The sequence below is a fragment of the Micromonospora yongxingensis genome, from assembly GCF_052601155.1.
This window is the reverse complement of record NZ_JBQXEO010000005.1, coordinates 59,029-78,387: the sequence shown is the minus strand read 5'-3', so window position 1 is coordinate 78,387 and position 19,359 is coordinate 59,029. Positions and strand designations below refer to the sequence as shown.

The window sequence follows — 19,359 nt, the reverse complement described above, 5'->3', positions numbered from 1 at the left end:
GTCGATGGACTCATCACTCCGTCGAAGGGTCAGAGGATGGTCGGCAACGAGCACAGGTACGTCATCGTCGGGGCGGGGCCCGCCGGGCTTCAACTGAGCTACTACCTCCAGCAGCACGGTGCCGACTACCTGACGCTCGAAAGTGGTGACGAACCGGGCGGGTTCTTCCGGCGGTTCCCCCGGCATCGCCGGCTCATCTCACTGAACAAGGTGCACACCGACAGCACCGACCCGGAGATCCGCCTGCGCTGGGACTGGAACTCCCTGCTCAACGACTCCCCGGACCTGCTGTTTCCGAACTTCAGCGAGGAGTACCTGCCCGCAGCCGACGACCTGGTGCGCTACCTCGCGGAGTTCCAACGGGTCCACCAGCTCAACGTCCGGTACGGCACGACGGTCGAGCGGATCACGCGGACGGGCGACGGTTTCACCGTGCGCACCGGCCAGGATGAGGTCCGGGCGCGCTGCCTGGTCGTCGCGACGGGCTGGGGCCAGCCGTTCGTGCCGGCCATCAAGGGCATCGAACATGCCATCGGGTACGAGGACATGGTCGTCGACCCCACGGCGTACGAGGACCAGCGGGTCCTGATCATCGGTAAGGGCAACTCCGCCTTCGAGACCGCGTCGGCCATCCTCGGCCGGGCCTCGATGGTGCACCTCGCCAGCCGGCAACCCCTGCGGCTCGCGTGGAACACCAAACACCCCGGGGACGTCCGTGGTCAGTACGGCGTGATCCTCGACAGCTACCAGTTCAAGACCCTGCACTCGGTGCTCGACTGCACGATCGACGAGATCCGGCCCGTCGACGGGCGGTTCCAGGTGTCCATCACGTACACCCACGCCGAGGGCGAGACCGCCGTGCTCGACTACCACACGGTGCTGCGGTGCACCGGCTTCCGGATGGACACCGCGGTGTTCGACGAGACGTCCCGTCCCGACATGGTGCGGGACGGCCGCATGCCCGGGCTACGCCCCGACTGGCAGTCGAGCAACATCGACGACCTCTACTTCGCCGGTACGATCGCCCAGGCCCGGGACGTCAAGCACGCGTCGTCGCCGTTCATCGACGGCTTCCGGTACAACCTCCGCACCCTGACGCGCATCCTGCGGGAGCGGTACGACGACGTGCCGTTGTCGTTCACGACGACGCCGGCGGACGCCGCGTCGTTGGCCAAGCTGATGCTCGACCGGGTGAACTGGTCCTCGGCGCTGTGGACCCAGTTCGAATACCTCTGCGACGTCCTCGTGCGCGACGACGCCACCGGCGACTTCCACCACTACGAGGACCTGCCGGAGGACTACGCCGTGGAGCGCTTCGCGTCCGCCACGCAGTGGTACACGCTCGCGCTGCGGTGGGGCCGCGACGACTACGGCGACGTCTTCGCCATCGACCGGCACCCGACCCCCGACCGGGCCCGGGAGAGCGCCTTCATCCACCCGGTGATCCGGCGGTACCGCGGAGCGGACCTGCTCGCCGAGCAGCACCTGCTGGAGGATCTGCTGGCCGAGTGGCGACGCCCGGACCGGCACGTCGAGCCGTTGGTCGAGTTCCTGACCAGGGACCTCACCAGCGGATCATGACCTCGTCGAGCGGCTTGCGGGTCAGGTCGGGGACGCAGGCGTCCGGCGTCGGATAACCGACCGGCATCACGACGTACGGGCGCTCCTCCGGCGGTCGCCCGCACACCTCGTTGAGGAAGCGCATCGGGCTGGGCGTGTGGGTCAGGGTGACCAGGCCGCAGTGGTGCAGCGCGGTGATCAGCAGACCGACGGCGATGCCCACGGATTCCTTGACGTAGTACGGCTTCGGGCTGTGTGGCCCCTGGTGTATCTCGAACACGACGATGACGGCCGGTGCGGTCTCCAGGAACGGCTTGCGCCAGTCGGTGCCGAGCCCGGCGATCGCATCCAGCCACTCGGCTGAGGCGCGACGGTCGTAGAACGCTCGTTCCTCGGCCTCCGCGGCCTCGCGCAGCCGGCGCTTGCGGGCCGGGTCGGTCAGGACGACGAACCGCCACGGCTGCACGTTGGCGCCACTCGGTGCGGTCGAAGCGGCCCGGATCGCGGCCTCGATCACCCCGTCGGGCACGGGGTCGGGGGCGAAGTCCCGCACCGAACGGCGCCGCGCCATCCGTTCCGCGAACGCCTCCGCCTCGCGCACCATCTCCGCCGGCTCCATACGGGCGTACTGGATCGGTACCCTGGACTGCAGGTCTGCCTCGGTCACCTGTGGCCTCCACTGATCAGGGGTGCCGGTCGCCGTGGCAGGGCAAGCCTGCCGCGACGTCCGGTTTCCCCAGCATTTCCGAGGCCGGCGGTTCGTCGTTACGCCGTCGTGCTGTCTCGCGGGAGGGCACGTCCGGGGCGGTCCGGGAGGCGATCTCGTCGACCACGTCGGTCAGGCGGCCGCGCAGTGCCGCGGCGGCCCGCTGGCGGGTCGCTCCGTCGCCGTTCGTGGCGAGGCGTGTCAACCAGTCCTCGACCCGCTCGCAGTCGCCCGCCTCGTGCAGCGCCGGTCGGGCGAGCTCGACCAGCCGCCCGGCGAGCGCCGCAGCGGGCAGCAGCCGGCCGGTGAGGACGTCGACGCCGTGCCCGCCCATCCCGTCGCGGGCGGCGCGCCAGTACGCGAGCCGCATCAGCTCCGGGATCAGTTCCGGCCCCTCGTCGCCCCGGTCGACCGCGTCACCGGCGACGACCACCAGAGCCCGCACCAGGGCGGCCAGGGCCGCGGACTCGGCGGCGGTGACGGGCACGTCGGCCACCCGCACCTCGAGCGTCGGGTGGTTCGTCGACAGGCGGAGATCCCAGAAGATGGTGCCCCGGTCGACCAGCGCGCCCACCTCGAGCAGCATGTCCACGTGGTCGTCGTACTGCTGCGCGGACCTCAGCAACGGAGGCGGGCCGGCCACCGGCCACCGGCCCCAGGTGACGCTGCGCCAACTCGCGTATCCGGTGTCGCGCTCCGACCAGTAGGGCGAGTTGGCCGTGAGGGCGAGAAACACCGGCAGGTGCTGGCGCAGGTGGTTGCCGATCAGCACGGCGCGGTCCCGGTCGGGCTCCTCCACGTGGACGTGGACGGCGCAGATCGCGAGCTCGTCGTGCAGCCCACGGAAGGTGGCGGTGCCGCGATCCTGGCGCGGCCCTTCGGTGATGGGCGGCGGCACGGCACGGCCCAGCACCGGCGAGCCGCTCGCGATCACCCGCAGACCCGCCGACAGCGCCGCGGCCTGGACGGCGGCACGACCTTCGACGAGTTGCGCGCTCAGGGCGTCCAGGCTCCGGCACGGGTCGGTGCGGGTCTCGACCTGGAGCTTGGTGATCTCGCCGCCCACCCGGGTGCCGAGGGCCGGACGCGCACGATCGACGACCGTGGCCGCCTCCGGCACGACCTCACCCCGGTCGACGTCGACGACGAGGAACTCCTCCTCGACCCCGAGTAGGGGAATGGGCGATCCCGAGCGCTGTCCCGTAGTCATGCCGACGCCGACCCCTCGCTGCCGGTCGTTCGCCGGCGCCGAGCCAGACTATGGGATGTCGTCGATGGGTCGCGGTCCGAAACGCTCCATCATGGACAACGCGTCCACGAGCCCGGCCAGAAGCGCCGTGCGCTCCGGCATGCGGTCGACACAGACGTACTCGTCGGCAGCGTGTGCTCCGCCTCCGACCGCACCCAGGCCGTCAAGGGTCGGCACGCCCAGCGCGGCGGTGAAGTTGCCGTCGGACGCGCCGGCGGCGTGCGCACCGACGACGTCCGGGATGCCGAGCTGACGGGCGATCGACTGGGCCAGCTCCAGCAGCGGCCGCGCCAGCTCGGGCGACATGGGGTAGCGGTTGATCCCGCCCTGCACGGCCAGCGTCGCCTCGGGCAGGAACGGCACCAGACCCCGGATGGCGTGGTCCACGCGTTCGAGTTCGTCCCTGGTCCAGGCCCGGACGTCGACGGCCAGGCTGGCGCGTTCCGGCACCGTGTTCGTCGTGGTGCCGGCGGAGAGCAGGGTCGGCGTGACCGAGGTGCCACCGCTGTCCGCCGCGCCGAGCGCACCCAGCGTGAGGACCTGGTGGGCGACCTCGACCGTGGCGTTGACCCCGCGTCGGGGCTCGACGCCTGCGTGGGCGGCGCGGCCCCGGACGGTGAGGCGGTACACCGAGCCGCCCTTCCTGGCCACCTTCACGTGCCCGTCCGGGGTGGCCGCCTCGCAGACGAGAACCGCACCCGAGCGCCGTGCCTCACGCTCGATCAGTGGCCGTGACGTGACGGACCCGGACTCCTCGTCGCACGTGAGCAGCACGCCGACCGCCGAGGTGTCCTCGACCAGGCGCAGTGCCGTGAACATCTGCACGATGCCGCCCTTCATGTCGCACACGCCGGGTCCCGTCGCGACGTCCTTGCGGACGGTGAAGGGCCTGGACCGGATCGTGTCGACCGGGAAGACGGTGTCGAAATGGCCGAGCAGCAGCACCCGTTGACTGGCGGCCTGCCACAGCAGGTGCGGCAGGCCGTCGATCACGACGCGGCGGGCGGGCCGGCCGAGAGCTTCCTCACCCCAGCGGGCGAGCAGGTCGGCACAGGACTCCAGGTGAGGCAGGGAACCCGGCGCCGACTCGGACGCGACGAGCGTGCCCAACCGGTCGACCATGTCCTCCCTGAGCCGCGTCGCGGCGTCGAGCAGACGGCGTGGGTCGTCCATCGATCCCTCCAGCCTCACGGGTGACGGGCCTGGCCAGGCGTGTCCGTCGACCATCGCAGGGGGATCGGGGTGTGGTCACCCTTGGCTGTGCTCAGGCAGCCGGTTCACCCGCCGGCCGCACGCTGGCCGATCCGTAGCCGAACTCGACGATCCGACGCGTGGACTCGGCGTAGGCGTCCTGACCCTCGGGCGCGAAGGTGCCGAGCCCGTCGACGTACCGGTTGAACATGCAGAACGCGGCGGCGATCAGGACGGTGTCGTGGATCTCCAGGTCGCTGGCGCCCTCCGCGCGGGCGTTGGCGACCAGCTCGGCGGTGACGTTGCGGCCGCTGATCTGTACCGCGCCGGCGATACGCAGCAGCGCCCGCAGTTTGGCCGAGATCGGGGCGCTGTCGAGGTCGGCGCGTACGTGGTCGACGAGGGGCATCCCCTCGTCGAGCTGTGCCGCGGCGAACGCCGAGTGCGACGCACAGCAGAAGGTGCACTCGTTGCGCCCGGAGACGTACGCCGCGATCAGTTCGCGCTCGCCGGCCGGGAGTGAGTGCGGGGCGCGCAGCAGCACCTCGGCCAGCTCGTTGAGCGGCTTCGCCGTCTCCGGGCGGTACCGCATCGGACCGGATATGCCGGGAAACTGCTTCTCGTCGATCCCCAGATCGATGTGCGCCATGGTTGTCATGCCTCTCAGCCGTGAGACGTGGCCCGGTCGGGCGGCGCTCCTGCCGAAGACGGCTGCCGGCGCCGGGGCGCGCGGCCGCCGCCGCGTCGCGCCGCCACGATCTCATTTCGTTCGCCGGCCGCGCTTATTCAATCGTGCTCTGTTCCAGAAACCGGCGTGCGTTCCCGGATCCTCGGCTTTCGCCGCCGGTGACGCTTGCTCCTCACGCGGCGTCATGCCACATAGTCGGTGGCGTGGAGGAGCACCTGACCGTGGGGCGTGTGGCGGAGTTGGCCGGCGTCAGCGTCCGCACGCTGCATCACTACGACGAGATCGGCCTCCTGGAGCCGTCCGCGCGGAGCGCGGCCGGGCACCGGGCCTACTCCGCGCACGATGTGGAGCGACTCCGGGAGGTGCTCGCCTACCGGCGGCTCGGCTTCGGACTGCGGGAGATCGCGGACCTGGTGCACGACCCGGCCACCGACGCGGTCGCGCACCTGTGCCGGCTGCGCGGCCTGCTGATGGACCAGCGCGACCGCGCTGCCGCCATGGTGACGGCCATAGACAGGGAACTGGAGGCACGAGCAATGGGAATCAGGACGACGCCGGAGGAGCAACTGACAGTGTTCGGCGCGCGGTTGTACGACGCCATCGGATCCGCCTACCCAGCGACGCGACGCACCGAGCCACGGATCGCCGCGCGCATCTGGGACGCGCTGGGGGATGCGCGAACGGTGCTGAACGTCGGGGCTGGCACCGGCTCCTACGAGCCACCCGACCGCGACGTCACGGCCGTCGAACCGTCGGCGGTCATGCGGGCGCAGCGTCCCGTGGGCGCGGCGCCGTGTGTGGCCGCCGCGGCGGAGAGTCTGCCGTTCGAGGACCAGTCCTTCGACGCCGCGATGGCGGTCAGCACCGTGCACCACTGGCCCGACCCGGTCGCCGGGCTGCGGGAGATGCGGCGTGTGGCCCGCCGCGTGGTGGTGTTCACGTACGACGCCGATGACACGGGCTGGCGTCAGCGGTTCTGGCTCACCCGCGACTACCTGCCCGAGTTCGCAGACCTCCTCGTCGGCTGGCCGTCCCTGGCCGACCTGACCCGCGCCATCGGAGGACGCGCGGAGCCGGTACTCGTCCCCTGGGACTGCGCGGACGGCTTCTTCGAGGCGTACTGGCGGCGGCCGGAGGCATACCTGGACGACCATGTACGCCGCGCGGTTTCGGTGTGGACCAGAGTCGGACCGCAGGCTGAGCAACGGGCGGTCCGCACACTCCGCGAGGACCTCTCCTCAGGCCGGTGGGCCGAGCGCAACCGCGACCTCGTCGCCCTCGACACGGCGGAGCTCGGACTGCGCCTGCTCACAGCCTGAACCACCGTGTGGACTGCTTGGACGGGCTGACGGAGGAACAGGCGCGCCGATCGTTGGTGCCGTCCCGGACCACCCTGCTGGGCTTGGTGAAGCACGCGACCTTCGTGGAGAGGGTCTGGTTCGACGAAGCCGTCACGTGCCGATCGCGCGCCGAGATCGGGATGCCCGCGACGCCGGACGAGTCGTTCGAGGCATGCGAAGCGTCCCGCCGCGCGACGGTCTCCCTCGGGCTGGGCGACCTGGTGCACGGCAACCGACGCGGTCCACTCCCGCTGCGCTGGGTGTACCTCCACATGCTGCGCGAACTCGCCCAGCACTGCGGGCACGCGGACATCCTGCGCGAGCAGGTGCTGAGCGAGTAGCGCGGGCACCCACACCGGTGCGGGTGCCCCGGTGTGGCGGGTCAGTTGTACGGCATCGTCGGGAACCAACCGACGCCGAAGAGCGCCGGCACCCGAAGGTCCCAGTAGACGACGGTGAACACGCCCAACGCGACGAGAAGCGCGCCGGTCAGGACGGCGGCCCGGGTGGGCGCCGCGATCCAGCGCAGGAAGCCGCCGCGGGTCACGAGCACCAGGACCGCGAAGATGAGTGTCACGACGAGGACGTTGCCGAGCGACTGCAGGGAGAACGCCAGCGCGCCGTAGAGGGGGTTGCCGGTATCCACGGCCCAGTGGAACAGCTTGTTGAACAGCGGGTACGGCCGGCCGACGACGAAGCCGCCGACCAGGGCACCGAGTGCGACGAGCCGGGTCACCGGCCGGTTGGCGAAGATGTCGGGCAACGCGCCGAGTGCCGCCAGTCCGAGATAGGTCAGCGCCAGCCCGATCAGGCCGAACACCACCGACGACTGGATCAGGCGGACCGGCATCCCGTCGACCGTGTCCGTCGACAGTTGGGGCAGGCGGTCGCCGAGCAGCACACCGAGCGCGCCGTAGGACGCCGACACGGCGAGCATGCCGACGGTCAGCCAACCGACGGGACGCAGCAGCGCGCGTACCGTGTGGGAGGCGGTCGGGGCGCGGTCGTCCGCACCCACCGTGCTCATCGGACCCACCGCGGCCACCATGGCGATGTTGCAGGCGGTGAAGGTGCCGGCGAAGCCCGACACGAACGCGAAGACCAGCCCCGCGACGGTGCCGCCGATGGCGGTGGCCTTGGCGTCATGGCCCAGGACGGTGTTGGCGACGTTGTCGCCGATCACCGAGTCGACGAACTCGAACGACCAGAGCACCGCGAGCAGGACGCCCGCCGCCGCGCTGAGAAGCGCGATCCGTAGCCGACGAGCCGGTGCGAGCCGGACGAAATCCGCCGGCGTGGACCCAGGATCGGTTCTGGTGACACTGCGCGATGTCATCTCATTCTCTTCTGTGCGAGAGCCGACTCGGACGGCGTGCGTGCACACAAGCTATGCGGCGTACGGCGGAGCCGGTTCTCTCAGCGTGCTCAGTAGCCGCTCCGCTGGTCTCGCGGGACGCGGGCGACGGCAGGAGCGCAATTCTGCGTATCCGTGGCAGCGCCACCCCGGGTCAGGATGGCGCCATGACAACCGCCTACCGAACCTGCCCGATCTGCGACGCCGTCTGCGGGCTGCGGCTCAGCCTGGCCGATGACGGGCGGGTCACCTCGGTCAAGGGGGACCCGGAGGACCCGTTCTCACGCGGCTACCTCTGCCCCAAGGGCGCGAGCCTGGGGCACATCGACGCGGATCCGGACCGCCTGCGTCTGCCGCTGGTCCGTGTCGACGGCGAGTTGCGCGAGGTCGGCTGGGACGAGGCGTTCCACGCCGTCGACCAGGGGCTGCGACGCGTCATCGAGGCGCACGGTCGGCAGTCGCTCGCCGTCTACCTCGGCAACCCGACCTTCCACACCATGGCCGGCATCCTGTACCGGGGGCCGCTGGCCCAGTCGCTCGGTACGCGCAACGTCTTCTCCGCCAGCACCATCGACCAGATGCCCAAGCACGTCTCGTGCGGCCTGCTCTTCGGCGATCCGTTCGCCATCCCCGTGCCCGATCTGGACCGCACCGACTACCTGCTGATCCTCGGCGCCAACCCGGTGGAGTCGCACGGCTCGCTCTGCGCCGCCCCGGACTTCGCCGGCCGGCTCAGGGCGCTGCGTGAGCGCGGCGGGCGACTGGTGGTGGTCGACCCGCGGCGTACCCGCACCGCCGCAGTAGCCGACGAGCACCTGTTCATCCGTCCCGGCACCGACGCCTACCTGCTCTTCGGCATCGTGCACACGCTGCTCGCGGAGGGGTTGACCTCGGTCGAGGTACCGGTGAGTGGCCTCGCCGAGCTGCGCGACCTGGCCGGGGCGTTCAGCCCGGCCGCGGTGGCGCCGGTCTGCGGGGTGCCCGCCGAGGCGGTCGTGCGCCTGGCCCGCGAACTGGCCGGCGCGCCCACCGCGGTGGTCTACTCCCGGGTCGGCACCTGCACCGCCGAATTCGGCACGCTCACCCAGTGGCTGGTCGACGTGATCAACGTGCTGACCGGCAACCTGGACCGGCCGGGCGGGGTGATGTTCCCGAAGACCGCCACCGCCGAGGTCATGCGCACCGGCGAGCCGTGGGTGTCGGGTCGCTGGCGCAGCCGGGTACGCGGGCTGCCCGAAGTCCTCGGTGAGCTGCCGGTGGCCACCCTGGCCGACGAGATCGACACCCCGGGCGAGGGCCAGGTCCGTGCCCTGGTCACGGTCGCCGGCAACCCGGTGCTCTCCGCGCCGAACGGCCCCCGGTTGGGCCGGGCACTGGAGGACCTGGAGTTCATGGTCTGCGTCGACCCGTACCTGAACGAGACCACCCGGCACGCCGACGTGATCCTGCCCCCGCCGCGCATCATGCAGATGCCGCACTACGACTTCCTGCTGCTCACCGTGACGGTGCGCAACTACACGCGGTTCTCCCCGCCGGTGCTGCCGTTGGCCCCGGATCAGCGCTCGGAAGCCGAGATCATGAAGCGGCTCACGATGATCGCCTCCGGGCAGGGTGCGGACGCCGACCCGGACCTGCTGGACGAGATGATGCTCGGCGAGATGATCGGCGGCGGCGTACGCACGCCGAGCTCGCCGCTGTACGGGCAGGACCCGGCCGCCGTGCGATCGGCGCTGACCGGCGAGAGTGGGCCGGAGGTGCTGCTGGACGCGATGCTCCGGCTCGGCTCGTACGGGCTGACGCTGGCCGACCTGAGGGCGAACCCGCACGGCATCGACCTCGGAGCGCTGCGGCCGCGCCTCGGCGAGCTGCTGTGCACCGCGTCCCGCACGGTGGAGCTGGCCCCCGCGGCGCTGGTCGAGGACGCCGCGCGGCTGCGTGCCCGACTCGCCGAGACACCGCCGGAGGTGGTGCTCATCGGCCGGCGACAGCTGCGGTCCAACAACAGTTGGCTGCACAACGTGGCGCCGCTGGCCGGCGGCAGCAACCGGTGCACGCTGCACATCCACCCGCACGACGTGGCGCGCTTCGGGCTGGACGGGCAGGCCCGGGTGCGCTCGGCCACCGGCGAGGTGGTGGTGCCGTTGGAGCCCACCGAGTCGATCATGCCGGGAGTGGTCAGCCTGCCGCACGGCTGGGGGCACTCGGACACCACCCAGCGGGTGGCCGCCCGCCAGCCCGGGGTCAACGCCAACGCGTTGACCAACGACACGGTCATCGACCCGCTCTCCGGCAACGCCGTGTTCAACGGGATACCGGTCGCCCTCAGCCCGTGCCGGGACAGCCCGCGGCCGTAGCGACGCGCCCGCGACGCGACAGCCCCGCCCGGTGGACCCGGGCGGGGCTGTGGTGCAGAACGGGCTGCACGACCTCAGCGGAGATGCTTCGAGTCATTCCGCCGGGGGAGTGAACAGCGGCCTGACCTCCACGCCGCCCGGGGAGCGCGTCGGCACCAACTTGGCGATCTGCAACGCATGGTCCAGATCCCGTGCCTCCAGCACGAAGAACCCGGCGAGCACCTCTTTCGCCTCGATGAACGGCCCGTCGACGAACACTCCGTCCCGGATCGAGGTCGCGGTGGCGCTGGACTGCAGCGCCTGCGGCGTCAGGAGTTGACCGCCCAGCTCCTCGACCTGCTTGCCGAACCGCATGTGCGCCTCGGTCTCCTCCGGCGGGGTCTCCATCGGGTCGGCGGGCGCGGGCAGGTACAGGAGAACGGCGTACTGCGCCATGGGGAAGTTCCCTCCTTCGTGTCTGGCCGGCGGAGCGGCCCGGTCGGTTGCGGTGCGCCGCGGGTGCGTCACCCTCCCGTCACGACGCGGTATCTGATGTGCGTCGCGCAGGGAGTCTCGATCACCCGGGTGGATTCCATCCTGACCCGGTCCAGGCCGGGGCGCTCGAACAGCCGGACGCCGCGTCCCAGCAGCACCGGTGCGAGGTGGATCTGCACCTCGTCGAGGAGCCCGGCGGCCAGGTACTGCTGTGCGACGTCCGCGCCGCCCATCACGTAGACCGGCTTGTCGGCGGCCGCCGCCTGCGCCTGCCGCAGAGCGCTGCGGATGTCGGACGCGAAGGTGAACACGGCGCCGCCGTCGGGCACCTTCTCGGGACGGTCGTGGGACACCACGAACACCGGTGTCCTGCCCAGCGGACCGTCGCCCCACCCGTTCGGTCCGGTGGAGATGTCATAGGTCCGCCGGCCGGCCACCACGGCGCCGGACGCGAACAGCTCGTCCAGGACCGTGGTGTCCTCGTCCGTCCGGCCGCTGGAGATCCAGTCATGGAGTCGTTCGCCGCCCTCGCCCAGCGGACGCTCCGGGCTGTCGTTCGCACCCGTGATGAATCCGTCCAGCGACATCGTGATGTCGAAGACGACCTTTCCCATCATGCCTCCCACGCTCGGCTCGGCCCAGACGCCCGGCTGGGCGGGAGCCCATGGTGCGTCGTCGCGGGGCATGACCGCATCCTCCCGATTGCTCCGTCGTACGCCGAGGTGGTGCGCATGGTGGATGGTCCGCAGCGGAAGGTATCCGGTCGCCGGGACCGGCGCGAACAGGACACGCAAAAGTCGGTGGCCGGAGGCTGTCGATTTTCGGGCCGGTCGTTCGTCGTCAGTGCGGGACGGAGGGTTCGCCGTGCCGGCGCGGCGAACCCTCCGCCCCCCGGTTTCGACCATGAGTGAGGTACGAAAGGACCACAGAAGTGACTGCAGAAGCTCCACCGAAGGCGGGAAGGGCGGCGTGGATCGGGCTGGCCGTGCTCGCCCTGCCGACGTTCATCATTGCCGTCGACCTGTTCGTGCTGCTCCTGGCGCTCCCGGCGCTGGCAGGCGACCTGGGCGCCAACAGCGTCCAGCAACTGTGGGCCTCCGACATCTACGGGTTCCTGCTGGCCGGGTTCCTGATCTCCATGGGGACGCTCGGTGACCGCATCGGCCGGCGCAAGCTGCTGATGATCGGTGGAGCGTTGTTCACCGTGGGGTCGGTGCTGACGGCCTTCGCCCCGACCATCGAGCTGCTGCTCCTGGCCCGGGCCGCCCTGGGCATCGCCGGTGCCACGCTGATGCCCTCGACCATCGGGCTCATCGGCGCGCTGTTCGCGGACCCGAGGCAGCGCGCCACCGCCTTCGGGATCTGGGGCGGTGTCTACACCCTGGGCGCCAGCTTCGGGCCGGCGCTCGGCGGTCTGCTGCTGGAGCATTTCTGGTGGGGATCGGTGTTCCTGGTCGCCGTCCCGTTCCTCGTGGTCATGCTGGTGCTCGGGCCGAAGTACCTGCCCGAGTTCAGCAACCCGAACGCGGGCAAGATCGACTACGTGAGCGTCGGCCTGTCGTTGCTGGCACTGCTCCCGATCATCTACGGCATCAAGGAGTTGGTCCGCACCGGCTGGGAGCCGGTGCCGGTGCTGGCACTGGTCGTCGGCCTCGTGTTCGCCGTGCTGTTCGTCCGCCGGCAGAACCGGCTGGCCGAGCCGCTGCTGGACCTGAAGCTGTTCAAGAACGGTGTCATCAGCGCGACCCTGACCAACTCGCTCATCTTCAGCGGTGTCGGCGGCGGCCTGATGCTGCTCATGCTGCTGTACTTCCAGCTCGTGCGGGGCTTCAGCCCGCTGGAGGCGGCCCTGCTGATGATCCCGGGCATGCTGGCCGGTGCGGTGGGCATGCAGGTGGCACCGAAGCTCGCCGCCAGGTACCGGCCGGGCAACGTCATCGGCGTCGGTGTGCTCCTCGCCGCCCTGGTGTACGTCGCAATGACCCAGGTGTCGGTGGAGAACGGCACGTGGCTGCTGGTCACCGGCTTCGTGCTGGCCTCCTTGTTCGGCACCGCGTCCGTCGGTCTGGGCACCGGACTGGTGGTCGGCAACGCGCCGCCGGAGAAGATGGGCTCCGCGGGCTCGCTCGCGCAGCTGTGCCTCGAGTTCGGCGGCACGCTCGGTCTGGCGCTGCTGGGCACCGTGGCCACCGCCGTGTACCGCGGCACGGTCGACGTCCCGGGCGGCGTCCCCGCCGACCAGGCCGCCGTCGCCGGCGACAGCCTCGCGGGGGCGGCGGTGACGGCTCCGGACCTGCCCGTCGACCAGGCCGGCGCGCTGCTGGCCTCGGCTCAGAACGCCTTCGTCAACGGTGTGCAGGTGATGGCCATCATCGGCGTCGTGCTGTACGTCCTGAGCGGGCTCCTGGTGATCTCGAAGCTCAGGAACGTGCCGCCCTTCGGCCAGGCCGCGCCGCCGCCCGAGCCCGACCCGGCTGCGCCGGTCGGGGCGGAGAAGGTCGCCTGAGCCGTCCCGGGTGGGCCGGTCCGATGAGTCCGGTCCGGTGAGCCTGGTCCCGTGACGACGGTGCGCCCGCGTGGGCGTCCGCCGGGGCTCCCGGCGAACCGGGCGGGTCGCACCCGCCGGTTCACCGGGAGCCGCCCGGTGAGTGCGCGGGTTTCGCTGCTCTGCGCACTCTCGGAGGGGCGACCGTCGGGCCTGCTCGTCGAGACTTACCAGTGATCCGAATTGCCGACCACGACGTCAGTGGAGGGAACCGATGCGATTAACCGCATTCCTGGCGCAGGCCGCCACCATGGCCGTGATGACCACGATGGTGGTGGCGCCTGCCCAGGCCGCCCCGGTGGCACCCGGCGTGATCCGGCCGGTCCGCGGATGCGCCGAGCTGGTCCGGGACTACGCCATTCCCGGGGCGGCGACACACGTGGTATCGGCAACGCTGGTCGAGGCGAACGGGACCGAGCCCGCCCAGTGTGACGTTCGCGGCTACGTCGAGCCCGCGGTGAACTTCAAGCTGCGCCTGCCCACCGACACCTACCGGGGGCGGTACGTCCAGCACGGGTGCCCCGGCGAATGTGGTGTCATGGAACAGGCGCCCCCGGAATGCGGGCCACGTAATCCGGACCTCGCCGTGGCGCAGACCGATGACGGGCACGTGGGCAAGGGCGACTTCCCGGCCAACATCTCCGACGCCAGCTGGGCGGAGGACAACCAGGCCGCCCGGGACGACTTCTACTTCCGTGCGCCGCACGTGGTGTCCGTGGCCGTCAAGAAGCTCATCCAGCGGTTCTACGGGGCGCCGCCGAAGCAGTCGTACTTCTTCGGCTGCTCGACCGGCGGGCGGGAGGGCCTGATCCTCGCCCAGCGCTACCCGCACGACTTCGACGGGATCAGCGTCGGTTCACCCGCGATCTTCCTCGGCCCGCTCAACGGGATCTACATCGCCTTCGCCGCCAAGACCAACATGGGCGCCGACGGCCAGTCGATCCTGACCCGCGAGAAGCTCCCCGCGCTGCACGCTGCGGTGCTCGCCGCCTGCGACCATCTCGACGGCCTGGTCGACGGTCAGCTCGACGACCCACGAAGGTGCCGGTTCGACCCGGGCACCGTCCAGTGCTCGGCCGGCACCGACGACCCGGACTGCCTGACGCCGGCGCAGGTCGCCGTCGTGCGCAAGCTGTACGACGGGCCGCGGGATCCGGACGGAACCCGCCTCTACCCCGGCTGGCAGACCCGTGGCTCGGAGCTGTCCTGGGACGGCCACCTCGTCCCGAACGAATTCAGCTCGGCCCGGCCGTTCCCCGACCAGTTCCTGCAGTACATGGCGTACCCGATCGGCAGGCCGCAGTCCTCGCTGGCCGAGATCGAGTTCACGGTCGAGGAGCTGCGCCGGCTGAAGCCCGAGAGCATCGCGGGCAACGCCGCGAGCCTGGACATGCGGGAGTTCCGTCGCTCCGGCGGCAAACTGATCATGTGGAGCGGCTGGGACGACCAGTCCATCCCGGCGGTGGGCATGCTGGACTACTACCAGCGGGTGTGGCAGCGCTCGGGCGGCCTGCAGGCCACCCAGCAGTGGCTGCGCACATACGTGATCCCGTCGAAGTACCACGCCTGGACCGGCGGGTCCCGGCTGACCGAGTTCGAGACCTTCAACGCGCTGGTCGACTGGGTCGAGCGCGGTCGGGCCCCGGTCGGCATCGTCGCCACCGGCACCAACCCCGAAGGGGGCCCGCGCACCCGTCCGGTCTATCCGTACCCGTTGGTGGCGCGTTACGACGGCACCGGCAGTGTGGACGAGGCGCGGAACTTCGTTCCTGTCCGCCCCCCGGGCCGACTGAACGACGTCATCCACTGGGCCGGCGAGGACCTCTACCACCGGCCGGGGCCGGTGGCCCGCTGACCCTCGTCGTCGCCCCGACAGACACACGATCCGGGTCGGCCGCGTCGCACCACCGCGCGCCGCGGCCGACCCGGAACACCCGCCCTGCAGAGGAAAGGAAAACCCGATGACCGAGACTCTGACCGAGGCCACCCAGACCGAGCCGGAGCCGTGGCTCCAGAACGTGGTCGTCACCCGTGAGTTCGACGCCACGCCCGAGCAGATCTGGGCCGCCTGGACCACGCCCGAGCTGATCACCCAGTGGTGGGGTCCGAGCGGGTTCCGCACGCCGCTGGAGGAGATCACCTTCGAGCCCTTCGTCGGCGGCCAGTTCAAGCTGACCATGTACTCGCCGGACAACGACGCGGTGCCGCAGGACGCGCGCGTCCTCCTGTGGGAGCCCAACCAGCGGTTCATGTACACCGAACCGGTCCCGTGCTGGCCGGTCATCAAGTTCGTCGTCGGCAAGATGACGCTGTCCGAGAAGGACGGTAAGACCGAGCTGACCCTGGACGTCACCTCGATCGCCGGCGTCGACATGGTGGAGATGTCCCAGGGCACCTGGCACGAGATGTTCGACAAGCTCGCCGACCTTCTCGCGACGAGCAGATAACCGCGGCGCCTCATCCGTGGCGGTCATTGCAGCCGCCCATTGGCCGATCGTGCAAAGTGGTGCGTCATCGGCGTACCTCCCGCCGGTTTTGTGGCAAAATGTACGGTGACGCAAGCGACCGGTAGGAGACCGAACATGCGGAAACTGATCGCAGATGAATTCATGACGCTCGACGGGGTCGTTCAGGCTCCCGGCCATGACGGAGAGGACAGCGACGGCGGCTTCCAGCACGGCGGCTGGCACATGCGCCACATGGACGAAATGTCGACGAACTGGGTCAACAAGACCACGCTCGAAACTGCTGGCTTTCTGTTCGGCCGCCGCACGTACGAGATCTTCGCATCGTTCTGGCCGACCGCTCCCGACGAGCTGGCCACCCTCGCCGACGTGCTCAACAATCGGCCGAAGTACGTCGCCTCGACGACGCTCAACGAACCGCTCACCTGGCAGAACTCCACTGTCCTCGACGGCGACGTCGTCAAGGCAGTGGCGTCGCTGAAGGAAGAGGACGGCGGCGACCTCCACGTCGTCGGCAGCGCCCAGCTGACCCGCACCCTCATCGAGCACAACCTCGTCGACGAGCTTCGACTCCTCATCGACCCGGTCCTCGTCGGGGGTGGCAAGCGCCTCTTCCCCGACAACGGCACCTTCCGGCAGTTGCGGCTCGCCGACAGCCAGGTGACGAGCACCGGCGTCATCATCGCGACCTACACCACGGCCGAGTCCTAGAGATCACCAAGCAGGGGCGGGCACCGGTTTCCGGTGTCCGCCCTTCGCCATGCGGTCGGCCCGCCCAGCCCCTGTGCGGCCCCGGCCCGGTCGGTCCGCACAGCGATGCGGCGGCCTGCGGATCTCCCGCCGGCCGCCGCACTCGCGCACCCGATGGTGGTTACCGGACCGCGGTGGGTTCGTCGGATGACACGAGGTCGAACGGGTCTTCCATCTCGTACCAGCCGAGGCCCGGCGGGCACCGGTCGTACCCGAGGAGCCGGCGCACCTCCGGCGGGTACGCCAGGACGGACTCCCGCGGCACCGCCAGGTACTGATTCTCCTCCTGGCGGAGGTTGCCGAGGTCCAACGCGAGGGTCAGGCCGGTCCGTGGGGCGTCGCTCACGTTCTTGCCGCCGCCGTGGTAGGTCCCCCCCAGCCAGATCAGGCCCGAACCGGCCGCCATCTCGGACGGGAGGGCTTCCTCCTGCAGCGGAGCCCGCTCGTCATCCCAGAGGTGGCTCCCCGGGATCATCAACGTGGCGCCGTTCTGGGCGGTGAAGTCGCTCATGGCGAGCATCAGCTGGACCCGACTGGTCGGGCCCGGGTGCCGGCGCAGGTGCAGCGCGTCGTCCCGGTGCAGCGGCTGCCTGCCCTGACCGGGCCAGATCTGGATCACCTGGGTGCCGCTGATCTGGATCGAGGGAGTCATCTCCACCCGGGATTTGCCGATCCACATCGGCACCGGCTTCTGCATGATGGCGCGGGCGGCGCCCAGGTAGAGCTGCTGGGTCACCACCGGCGTCAGGTGGGTCGTGCGGGCGAACAGTGAGGACACCCGCTTGGTCCGGGTTCCGTTGTACCAGCTGTCCTCGAAGCTCTGGGCATCGAGTGACGGGCCGAAGTCGGCCCAGAGCGCCGCGAGGGTGCCGCCGTCGACGAAGTTCTCGACGACGACCGCACCGTCACGCTCCAGGATGTCGACCACCTCGGTCAGGTCGGCATCGGGACCGACCCGCATCAGATCACGCATCACGCGTCACCCGTCTTCGCGAGGTTCACGGTCCCCGCCGCCTTGGCCCTCACCGCCGACGCCAGCGACTCCAGGTTCGGGTCCTCCTCGAAGATGTCGCCGATGTCGATCCAGACATCGAGCTCCTCCTCGATGCGGGACACCAGGCGGACCGCCGAGATGGACTCCCCACCCAATTCGAAGAATGTGGCGTCTTCCTGCCCGCTCGGCACCTTGAAAATGTCTTTCCAGATCTGTTCGACCTTCTTGTCGATGTCGCTGCTCATCGGCGTCCTCCGGAATGGGGTAGACGGATCACAATTGGGCGTCCGGTGCCAGGACCGCTCTCCGGAGCACCCGGAGATAGGCGAGCACCAGCTCGTTCGCTGATTCCCCGCGTATCACGTTCGTGTTGTACTGCAGGCAACCGACCAGGTCGTGATTGGCCGAATCGAGATCCAGCGTCCACAGCGCACCGTCCGGCACTTCTGGGCCGACGTCCTGAGGCAGCAGCCGCCGGCGTATTTCGGAGAACTCCAGGTCACCGATCAGCTCGCCGCTCATGACGTAGGGGAACTGGAAGACCTGGAAGGGGTAGACGGCGAGATCGTCGGCCATGAAGGTGCGGCCGAGGTTGGGGGAGTCGGCCATGACCTGGGCAAAGGGGATCTGGTGTGCGTAGGCCTCGAGGCAGGCCGCGCGTGTGCGCTTGAGCACCTCCCGGAACGTCGAGCATCCACCCAGATCCGTCCGGAGTGGAATGAAGTTGAAGAAGCTGCCCACGGTCTGCTGGAACCGGGCCTCGCCGCGGTTGGACGCGAGTGTCGGCACCACGATGTCGGTGGCCCCCGTGGCGTCCCGGAGAAACACCTTGTACGCGGCGAGCATGACCATGAACGCGGAGCTGCGGGTGTCCTTCGCCAGGCCCAGGGCGGCCGAGGTGACGTCCGGGTCGACCAGGAACCGGTGGGCCGCCGTGTCCTTCGGACGCCCGACGGACTTCGGCCAGTCCGTGCGCAGCCCGAGAATCTCCGCACCCTGCAGCTTCTTCCGCCAGTAGTCACGGGACCTGGCCGTCGCGGCTGAATCGCTGGCACGCTGTCGTTCCCAGGCCACGTACTCCCGGTACTGAGCCGGCTCCACCAGGTCGGGCACGTCGTGCCCCCGCGCCGCGCCGTAGCTCACCGCGAGGTCCTGGATGAGCACGTGCATGGACCATCCGTCGACGGCCGTGTGGTGCGCGGTGAGCACCAGGACCGCGTCGTCGTCACTGAACTGCGCCAGGACGACCTGCACCAGCGGCAGGTCGGAGACCGGGTAGTCGCCGGCTTCGAGCTCGATCAGCAGCTCCTCGGCCCGACGATCCCGGTCGGCCGGATCGACGTGCCGCAGGTCGACGACCCGCAGACGCGGCGGGCTCGCCGGGAGAACCCGCTGGTGCCGGTCCTGTTCGGCCCGGACGACCACGGTGCGCAGCGCCTCGTGCCGGCGTACGACGCGGAACAGCGCCTCGCCCAGCACATCGACGTCGATGGCGCCGCGTACGCGCCACCCGTACACGATGCTGTAGCGCGGACCGAAGGGCCCTCTGTCATCGCCCTGGTCGAACATGCACAGGAAATCCTGGTTGAACGACAGCGGAATGTGATCGGTCTCCTCGGGTGAGACCGCCGCCTCGGCGTCAATGGATGTCATGGCCTCTCAGCCCCTCCTCGAATGGATCGACGACCA

Annotated in this window: 18 protein-coding genes; 8 read left to right on the top strand and 10 right to left on the bottom strand. The window is 70.2% G+C overall.

Annotation, left to right across the window (positions count from 1 at the left end; genetic code table 11):
* Positions 1 to 36: 36 nt before the first annotated feature.
* On the top strand, positions 37 to 1,581 hold the full coding sequence (locus ACTWLT_RS09055; protein ID WP_445317898.1) for an NAD(P)-binding domain-containing protein: 1,545 nt from the start codon (positions 37 to 39) through the stop codon (positions 1,579 to 1,581).
* Here ACTWLT_RS09055 and ACTWLT_RS09050 read toward each other — a convergent pair.
* The 4 genes from ACTWLT_RS09050 to ACTWLT_RS09035 all read right to left on the bottom strand — a co-directional run bounded on the left by ACTWLT_RS09050 (position 1,565) and on the right by ACTWLT_RS09035 (position 5,355).
* A complete protein-coding gene (locus tag ACTWLT_RS09050) occupies positions 1,565 to 2,164 on the bottom strand; it encodes a nitroreductase family protein (protein WP_445318041.1) in 600 nt (199 codons plus the stop codon). The two genes, ACTWLT_RS09055 and ACTWLT_RS09050, sit on opposite strands and share 17 nt — an antisense overlap.
* Positions 2,165 to 2,243: 79 nt before the next feature.
* The gene (locus ACTWLT_RS09045) at positions 2,244 to 3,476 is read right to left on the bottom strand and encodes a carboxylate-amine ligase (RefSeq protein ID WP_445317897.1); all 1,233 of its coding nucleotides are present in this window, start codon (positions 3,474 to 3,476) and stop codon (positions 2,244 to 2,246) included.
* 48 nt (positions 3,477 to 3,524) lie between these two features.
* The gene (locus ACTWLT_RS09040; protein ID WP_445317896.1) at positions 3,525 to 4,688 is read right to left on the bottom strand and encodes a M20/M25/M40 family metallo-hydrolase; all 1,164 of its coding nucleotides are present in this window, start codon (positions 4,686 to 4,688) and stop codon (positions 3,525 to 3,527) included.
* Between the two features lie 91 nt (positions 4,689 to 4,779).
* On the bottom strand, positions 4,780 to 5,355 hold the full coding sequence (locus ACTWLT_RS09035) for a carboxymuconolactone decarboxylase family protein (protein ID WP_445317895.1): 576 nt from the start codon (positions 5,353 to 5,355) through the stop codon (positions 4,780 to 4,782).
* 242 nt (positions 5,356 to 5,597) lie between these two features.
* Here ACTWLT_RS09035 and ACTWLT_RS09030 point away from each other — a divergent pair, with 242 nt between their 5' ends.
* Both ACTWLT_RS09030 and ACTWLT_RS09025 read left to right on the top strand, forming a co-directional pair.
* Positions 5,598 to 6,713, top strand: a complete 1,116-nt coding sequence (locus tag ACTWLT_RS09030) for a MerR family transcriptional regulator (protein ID WP_445317894.1) — start codon at positions 5,598 to 5,600, stop codon at positions 6,711 to 6,713.
* Positions 6,641 to 7,075 (top strand): DinB family protein, encoded by a 435-nt coding sequence (locus ACTWLT_RS09025; RefSeq protein WP_445317893.1) that lies wholly within the window; start codon positions 6,641 to 6,643, stop codon positions 7,073 to 7,075. The genes ACTWLT_RS09030 and ACTWLT_RS09025 overlap by 73 nt, the downstream gene beginning before the upstream one ends.
* Positions 7,076 to 7,116: 41 nt before the next feature.
* On the opposite strand, the gene ACTWLT_RS09020 is transcribed toward ACTWLT_RS09025, so the two are convergent.
* Positions 7,117 to 8,070, bottom strand: coding sequence for a hypothetical protein (locus tag ACTWLT_RS09020; protein WP_445317892.1), 954 nt, complete (start codon positions 8,068 to 8,070; stop codon positions 7,117 to 7,119).
* A 185-nt stretch (positions 8,071 to 8,255) separates the two neighbouring features.
* On the opposite strand from ACTWLT_RS09020, the gene ACTWLT_RS09015 reads away from it, so the two are divergent.
* Positions 8,256 to 10,442, top strand: coding sequence for a molybdopterin-dependent oxidoreductase (locus ACTWLT_RS09015; RefSeq protein ID WP_445317891.1), 2,187 nt, complete (start codon positions 8,256 to 8,258; stop codon positions 10,440 to 10,442).
* A gap of 93 nt (positions 10,443 to 10,535) precedes the next feature.
* On the opposite strand, the gene ACTWLT_RS09010 is transcribed toward ACTWLT_RS09015, so the two are convergent.
* Positions 10,536 to 10,877 carry a YciI family protein gene (locus tag ACTWLT_RS09010; RefSeq protein WP_252418117.1) on the bottom strand — a complete coding sequence of 114 codons (342 nt, stop codon included), beginning with the start codon at positions 10,875 to 10,877 and terminating at the stop codon, positions 10,536 to 10,538.
* 68 nt (positions 10,878 to 10,945) lie between these two features.
* The gene (locus ACTWLT_RS09005) at positions 10,946 to 11,602 is read right to left on the bottom strand and encodes a dihydrofolate reductase family protein (RefSeq protein WP_445317890.1); all 657 of its coding nucleotides are present in this window, start codon (positions 11,600 to 11,602) and stop codon (positions 10,946 to 10,948) included.
* A 245-nt stretch (positions 11,603 to 11,847) separates the two neighbouring features.
* On the opposite strand from ACTWLT_RS09005, the gene ACTWLT_RS09000 reads away from it, so the two are divergent.
* The 4 genes from ACTWLT_RS09000 (at position 11,848) to ACTWLT_RS08985 (ending at position 16,637) form a co-directional block, all read left to right on the top strand.
* Positions 11,848 to 13,422 (top strand): MFS transporter, encoded by a 1,575-nt coding sequence (locus tag ACTWLT_RS09000; RefSeq protein WP_252418119.1) that lies wholly within the window; start codon positions 11,848 to 11,850, stop codon positions 13,420 to 13,422.
* A 253-nt stretch (positions 13,423 to 13,675) separates the two neighbouring features.
* Positions 13,676 to 15,316: a tannase/feruloyl esterase family alpha/beta hydrolase gene (locus ACTWLT_RS08995; RefSeq protein WP_445317889.1), complete on the top strand. Its 1,641-nt coding sequence runs from the start codon at positions 13,676 to 13,678 to the stop codon at positions 15,314 to 15,316.
* A gap of 106 nt (positions 15,317 to 15,422) precedes the next feature.
* On the top strand, positions 15,423 to 15,908 hold the full coding sequence (locus ACTWLT_RS08990; protein ID WP_445317888.1) for an SRPBCC family protein: 486 nt from the start codon (positions 15,423 to 15,425) through the stop codon (positions 15,906 to 15,908).
* Between the two features lie 135 nt (positions 15,909 to 16,043).
* Positions 16,044 to 16,637 (top strand): dihydrofolate reductase family protein, encoded by a 594-nt coding sequence (locus ACTWLT_RS08985; RefSeq protein ID WP_256483044.1) that lies wholly within the window; start codon positions 16,044 to 16,046, stop codon positions 16,635 to 16,637.
* A 160-nt stretch (positions 16,638 to 16,797) separates the two neighbouring features.
* Here the strand turns inward: ACTWLT_RS08985 and ACTWLT_RS08980 are convergent, their stop codons facing one another.
* The 3 genes from ACTWLT_RS08980 to ACTWLT_RS08970 are packed head-to-tail and all read right to left on the bottom strand — an operon-like array spanning position 16,798 to position 19,323.
* Positions 16,798 to 17,649, bottom strand: coding sequence for a phytanoyl-CoA dioxygenase family protein (locus ACTWLT_RS08980; RefSeq protein WP_445317887.1), 852 nt, complete (start codon positions 17,647 to 17,649; stop codon positions 16,798 to 16,800).
* A complete protein-coding gene (locus ACTWLT_RS08975; protein WP_252418124.1) occupies positions 17,649 to 17,915 on the bottom strand; it encodes a phosphopantetheine-binding protein in 267 nt (88 codons plus the stop codon). The genes ACTWLT_RS08980 and ACTWLT_RS08975 overlap by 1 nt, the downstream gene beginning before the upstream one ends.
* 28 nt (positions 17,916 to 17,943) lie before the next feature.
* Positions 17,944 to 19,323, bottom strand: coding sequence for a condensation domain-containing protein (locus tag ACTWLT_RS08970; protein WP_445317886.1), 1,380 nt, complete (start codon positions 19,321 to 19,323; stop codon positions 17,944 to 17,946).
* Positions 19,324 to 19,359 lie beyond the last annotated feature (36 nt).

Coding starts and splice junctions, on each gene's coding strand:
- ACTWLT_RS08990 (WP_445317888.1), top strand. CDS start 15,423: ATGACCGAGACTCTGACCGAGGCCACCCAGACCGAGCCGGAGCCGTGG.
- ACTWLT_RS08985 (WP_256483044.1), top strand. CDS start 16,044: ATGCGGAAACTGATCGCAGATGAATTCATGACGCTCGACGGGGTCGTT.
- ACTWLT_RS09050 (WP_445318041.1), bottom strand. CDS start 2,164: ATGGTGCGCGAGGCGGAGGCGTTCGCGGAACGGATGGCGCGGCGCCGT.
- ACTWLT_RS08980 (WP_445317887.1), bottom strand. CDS start 17,649: ATGCGTGATCTGATGCGGGTCGGTCCCGATGCCGACCTGACCGAGGTG.
- ACTWLT_RS09020 (WP_445317892.1), bottom strand. CDS start 8,070: ATGACATCGCGCAGTGTCACCAGAACCGATCCTGGGTCCACGCCGGCG.
- ACTWLT_RS08970 (WP_445317886.1), bottom strand. CDS start 19,323: ATGACATCCATTGACGCCGAGGCGGCGGTCTCACCCGAGGAGACCGAT.
- ACTWLT_RS09015 (WP_445317891.1), top strand. CDS start 8,256: ATGACAACCGCCTACCGAACCTGCCCGATCTGCGACGCCGTCTGCGGG.
- ACTWLT_RS09045 (WP_445317897.1), bottom strand. CDS start 3,476: ATGACTACGGGACAGCGCTCGGGATCGCCCATTCCCCTACTCGGGGTC.
- ACTWLT_RS08975 (WP_252418124.1), bottom strand. CDS start 17,915: ATGAGCAGCGACATCGACAAGAAGGTCGAACAGATCTGGAAAGACATT.
- ACTWLT_RS09055 (WP_445317898.1), top strand. CDS start 37: ATGGTCGGCAACGAGCACAGGTACGTCATCGTCGGGGCGGGGCCCGCC.
- ACTWLT_RS09010 (WP_252418117.1), bottom strand. CDS start 10,877: ATGGCGCAGTACGCCGTTCTCCTGTACCTGCCCGCGCCCGCCGACCCG.
- ACTWLT_RS09035 (WP_445317895.1), bottom strand. CDS start 5,355: ATGGCGCACATCGATCTGGGGATCGACGAGAAGCAGTTTCCCGGCATA.
- ACTWLT_RS09040 (WP_445317896.1), bottom strand. CDS start 4,688: ATGGACGACCCACGCCGTCTGCTCGACGCCGCGACGCGGCTCAGGGAG.
- ACTWLT_RS09005 (WP_445317890.1), bottom strand. CDS start 11,602: ATGCCCCGCGACGACGCACCATGGGCTCCCGCCCAGCCGGGCGTCTGG.
- ACTWLT_RS08995 (WP_445317889.1), top strand. CDS start 13,676: ATGCGATTAACCGCATTCCTGGCGCAGGCCGCCACCATGGCCGTGATG.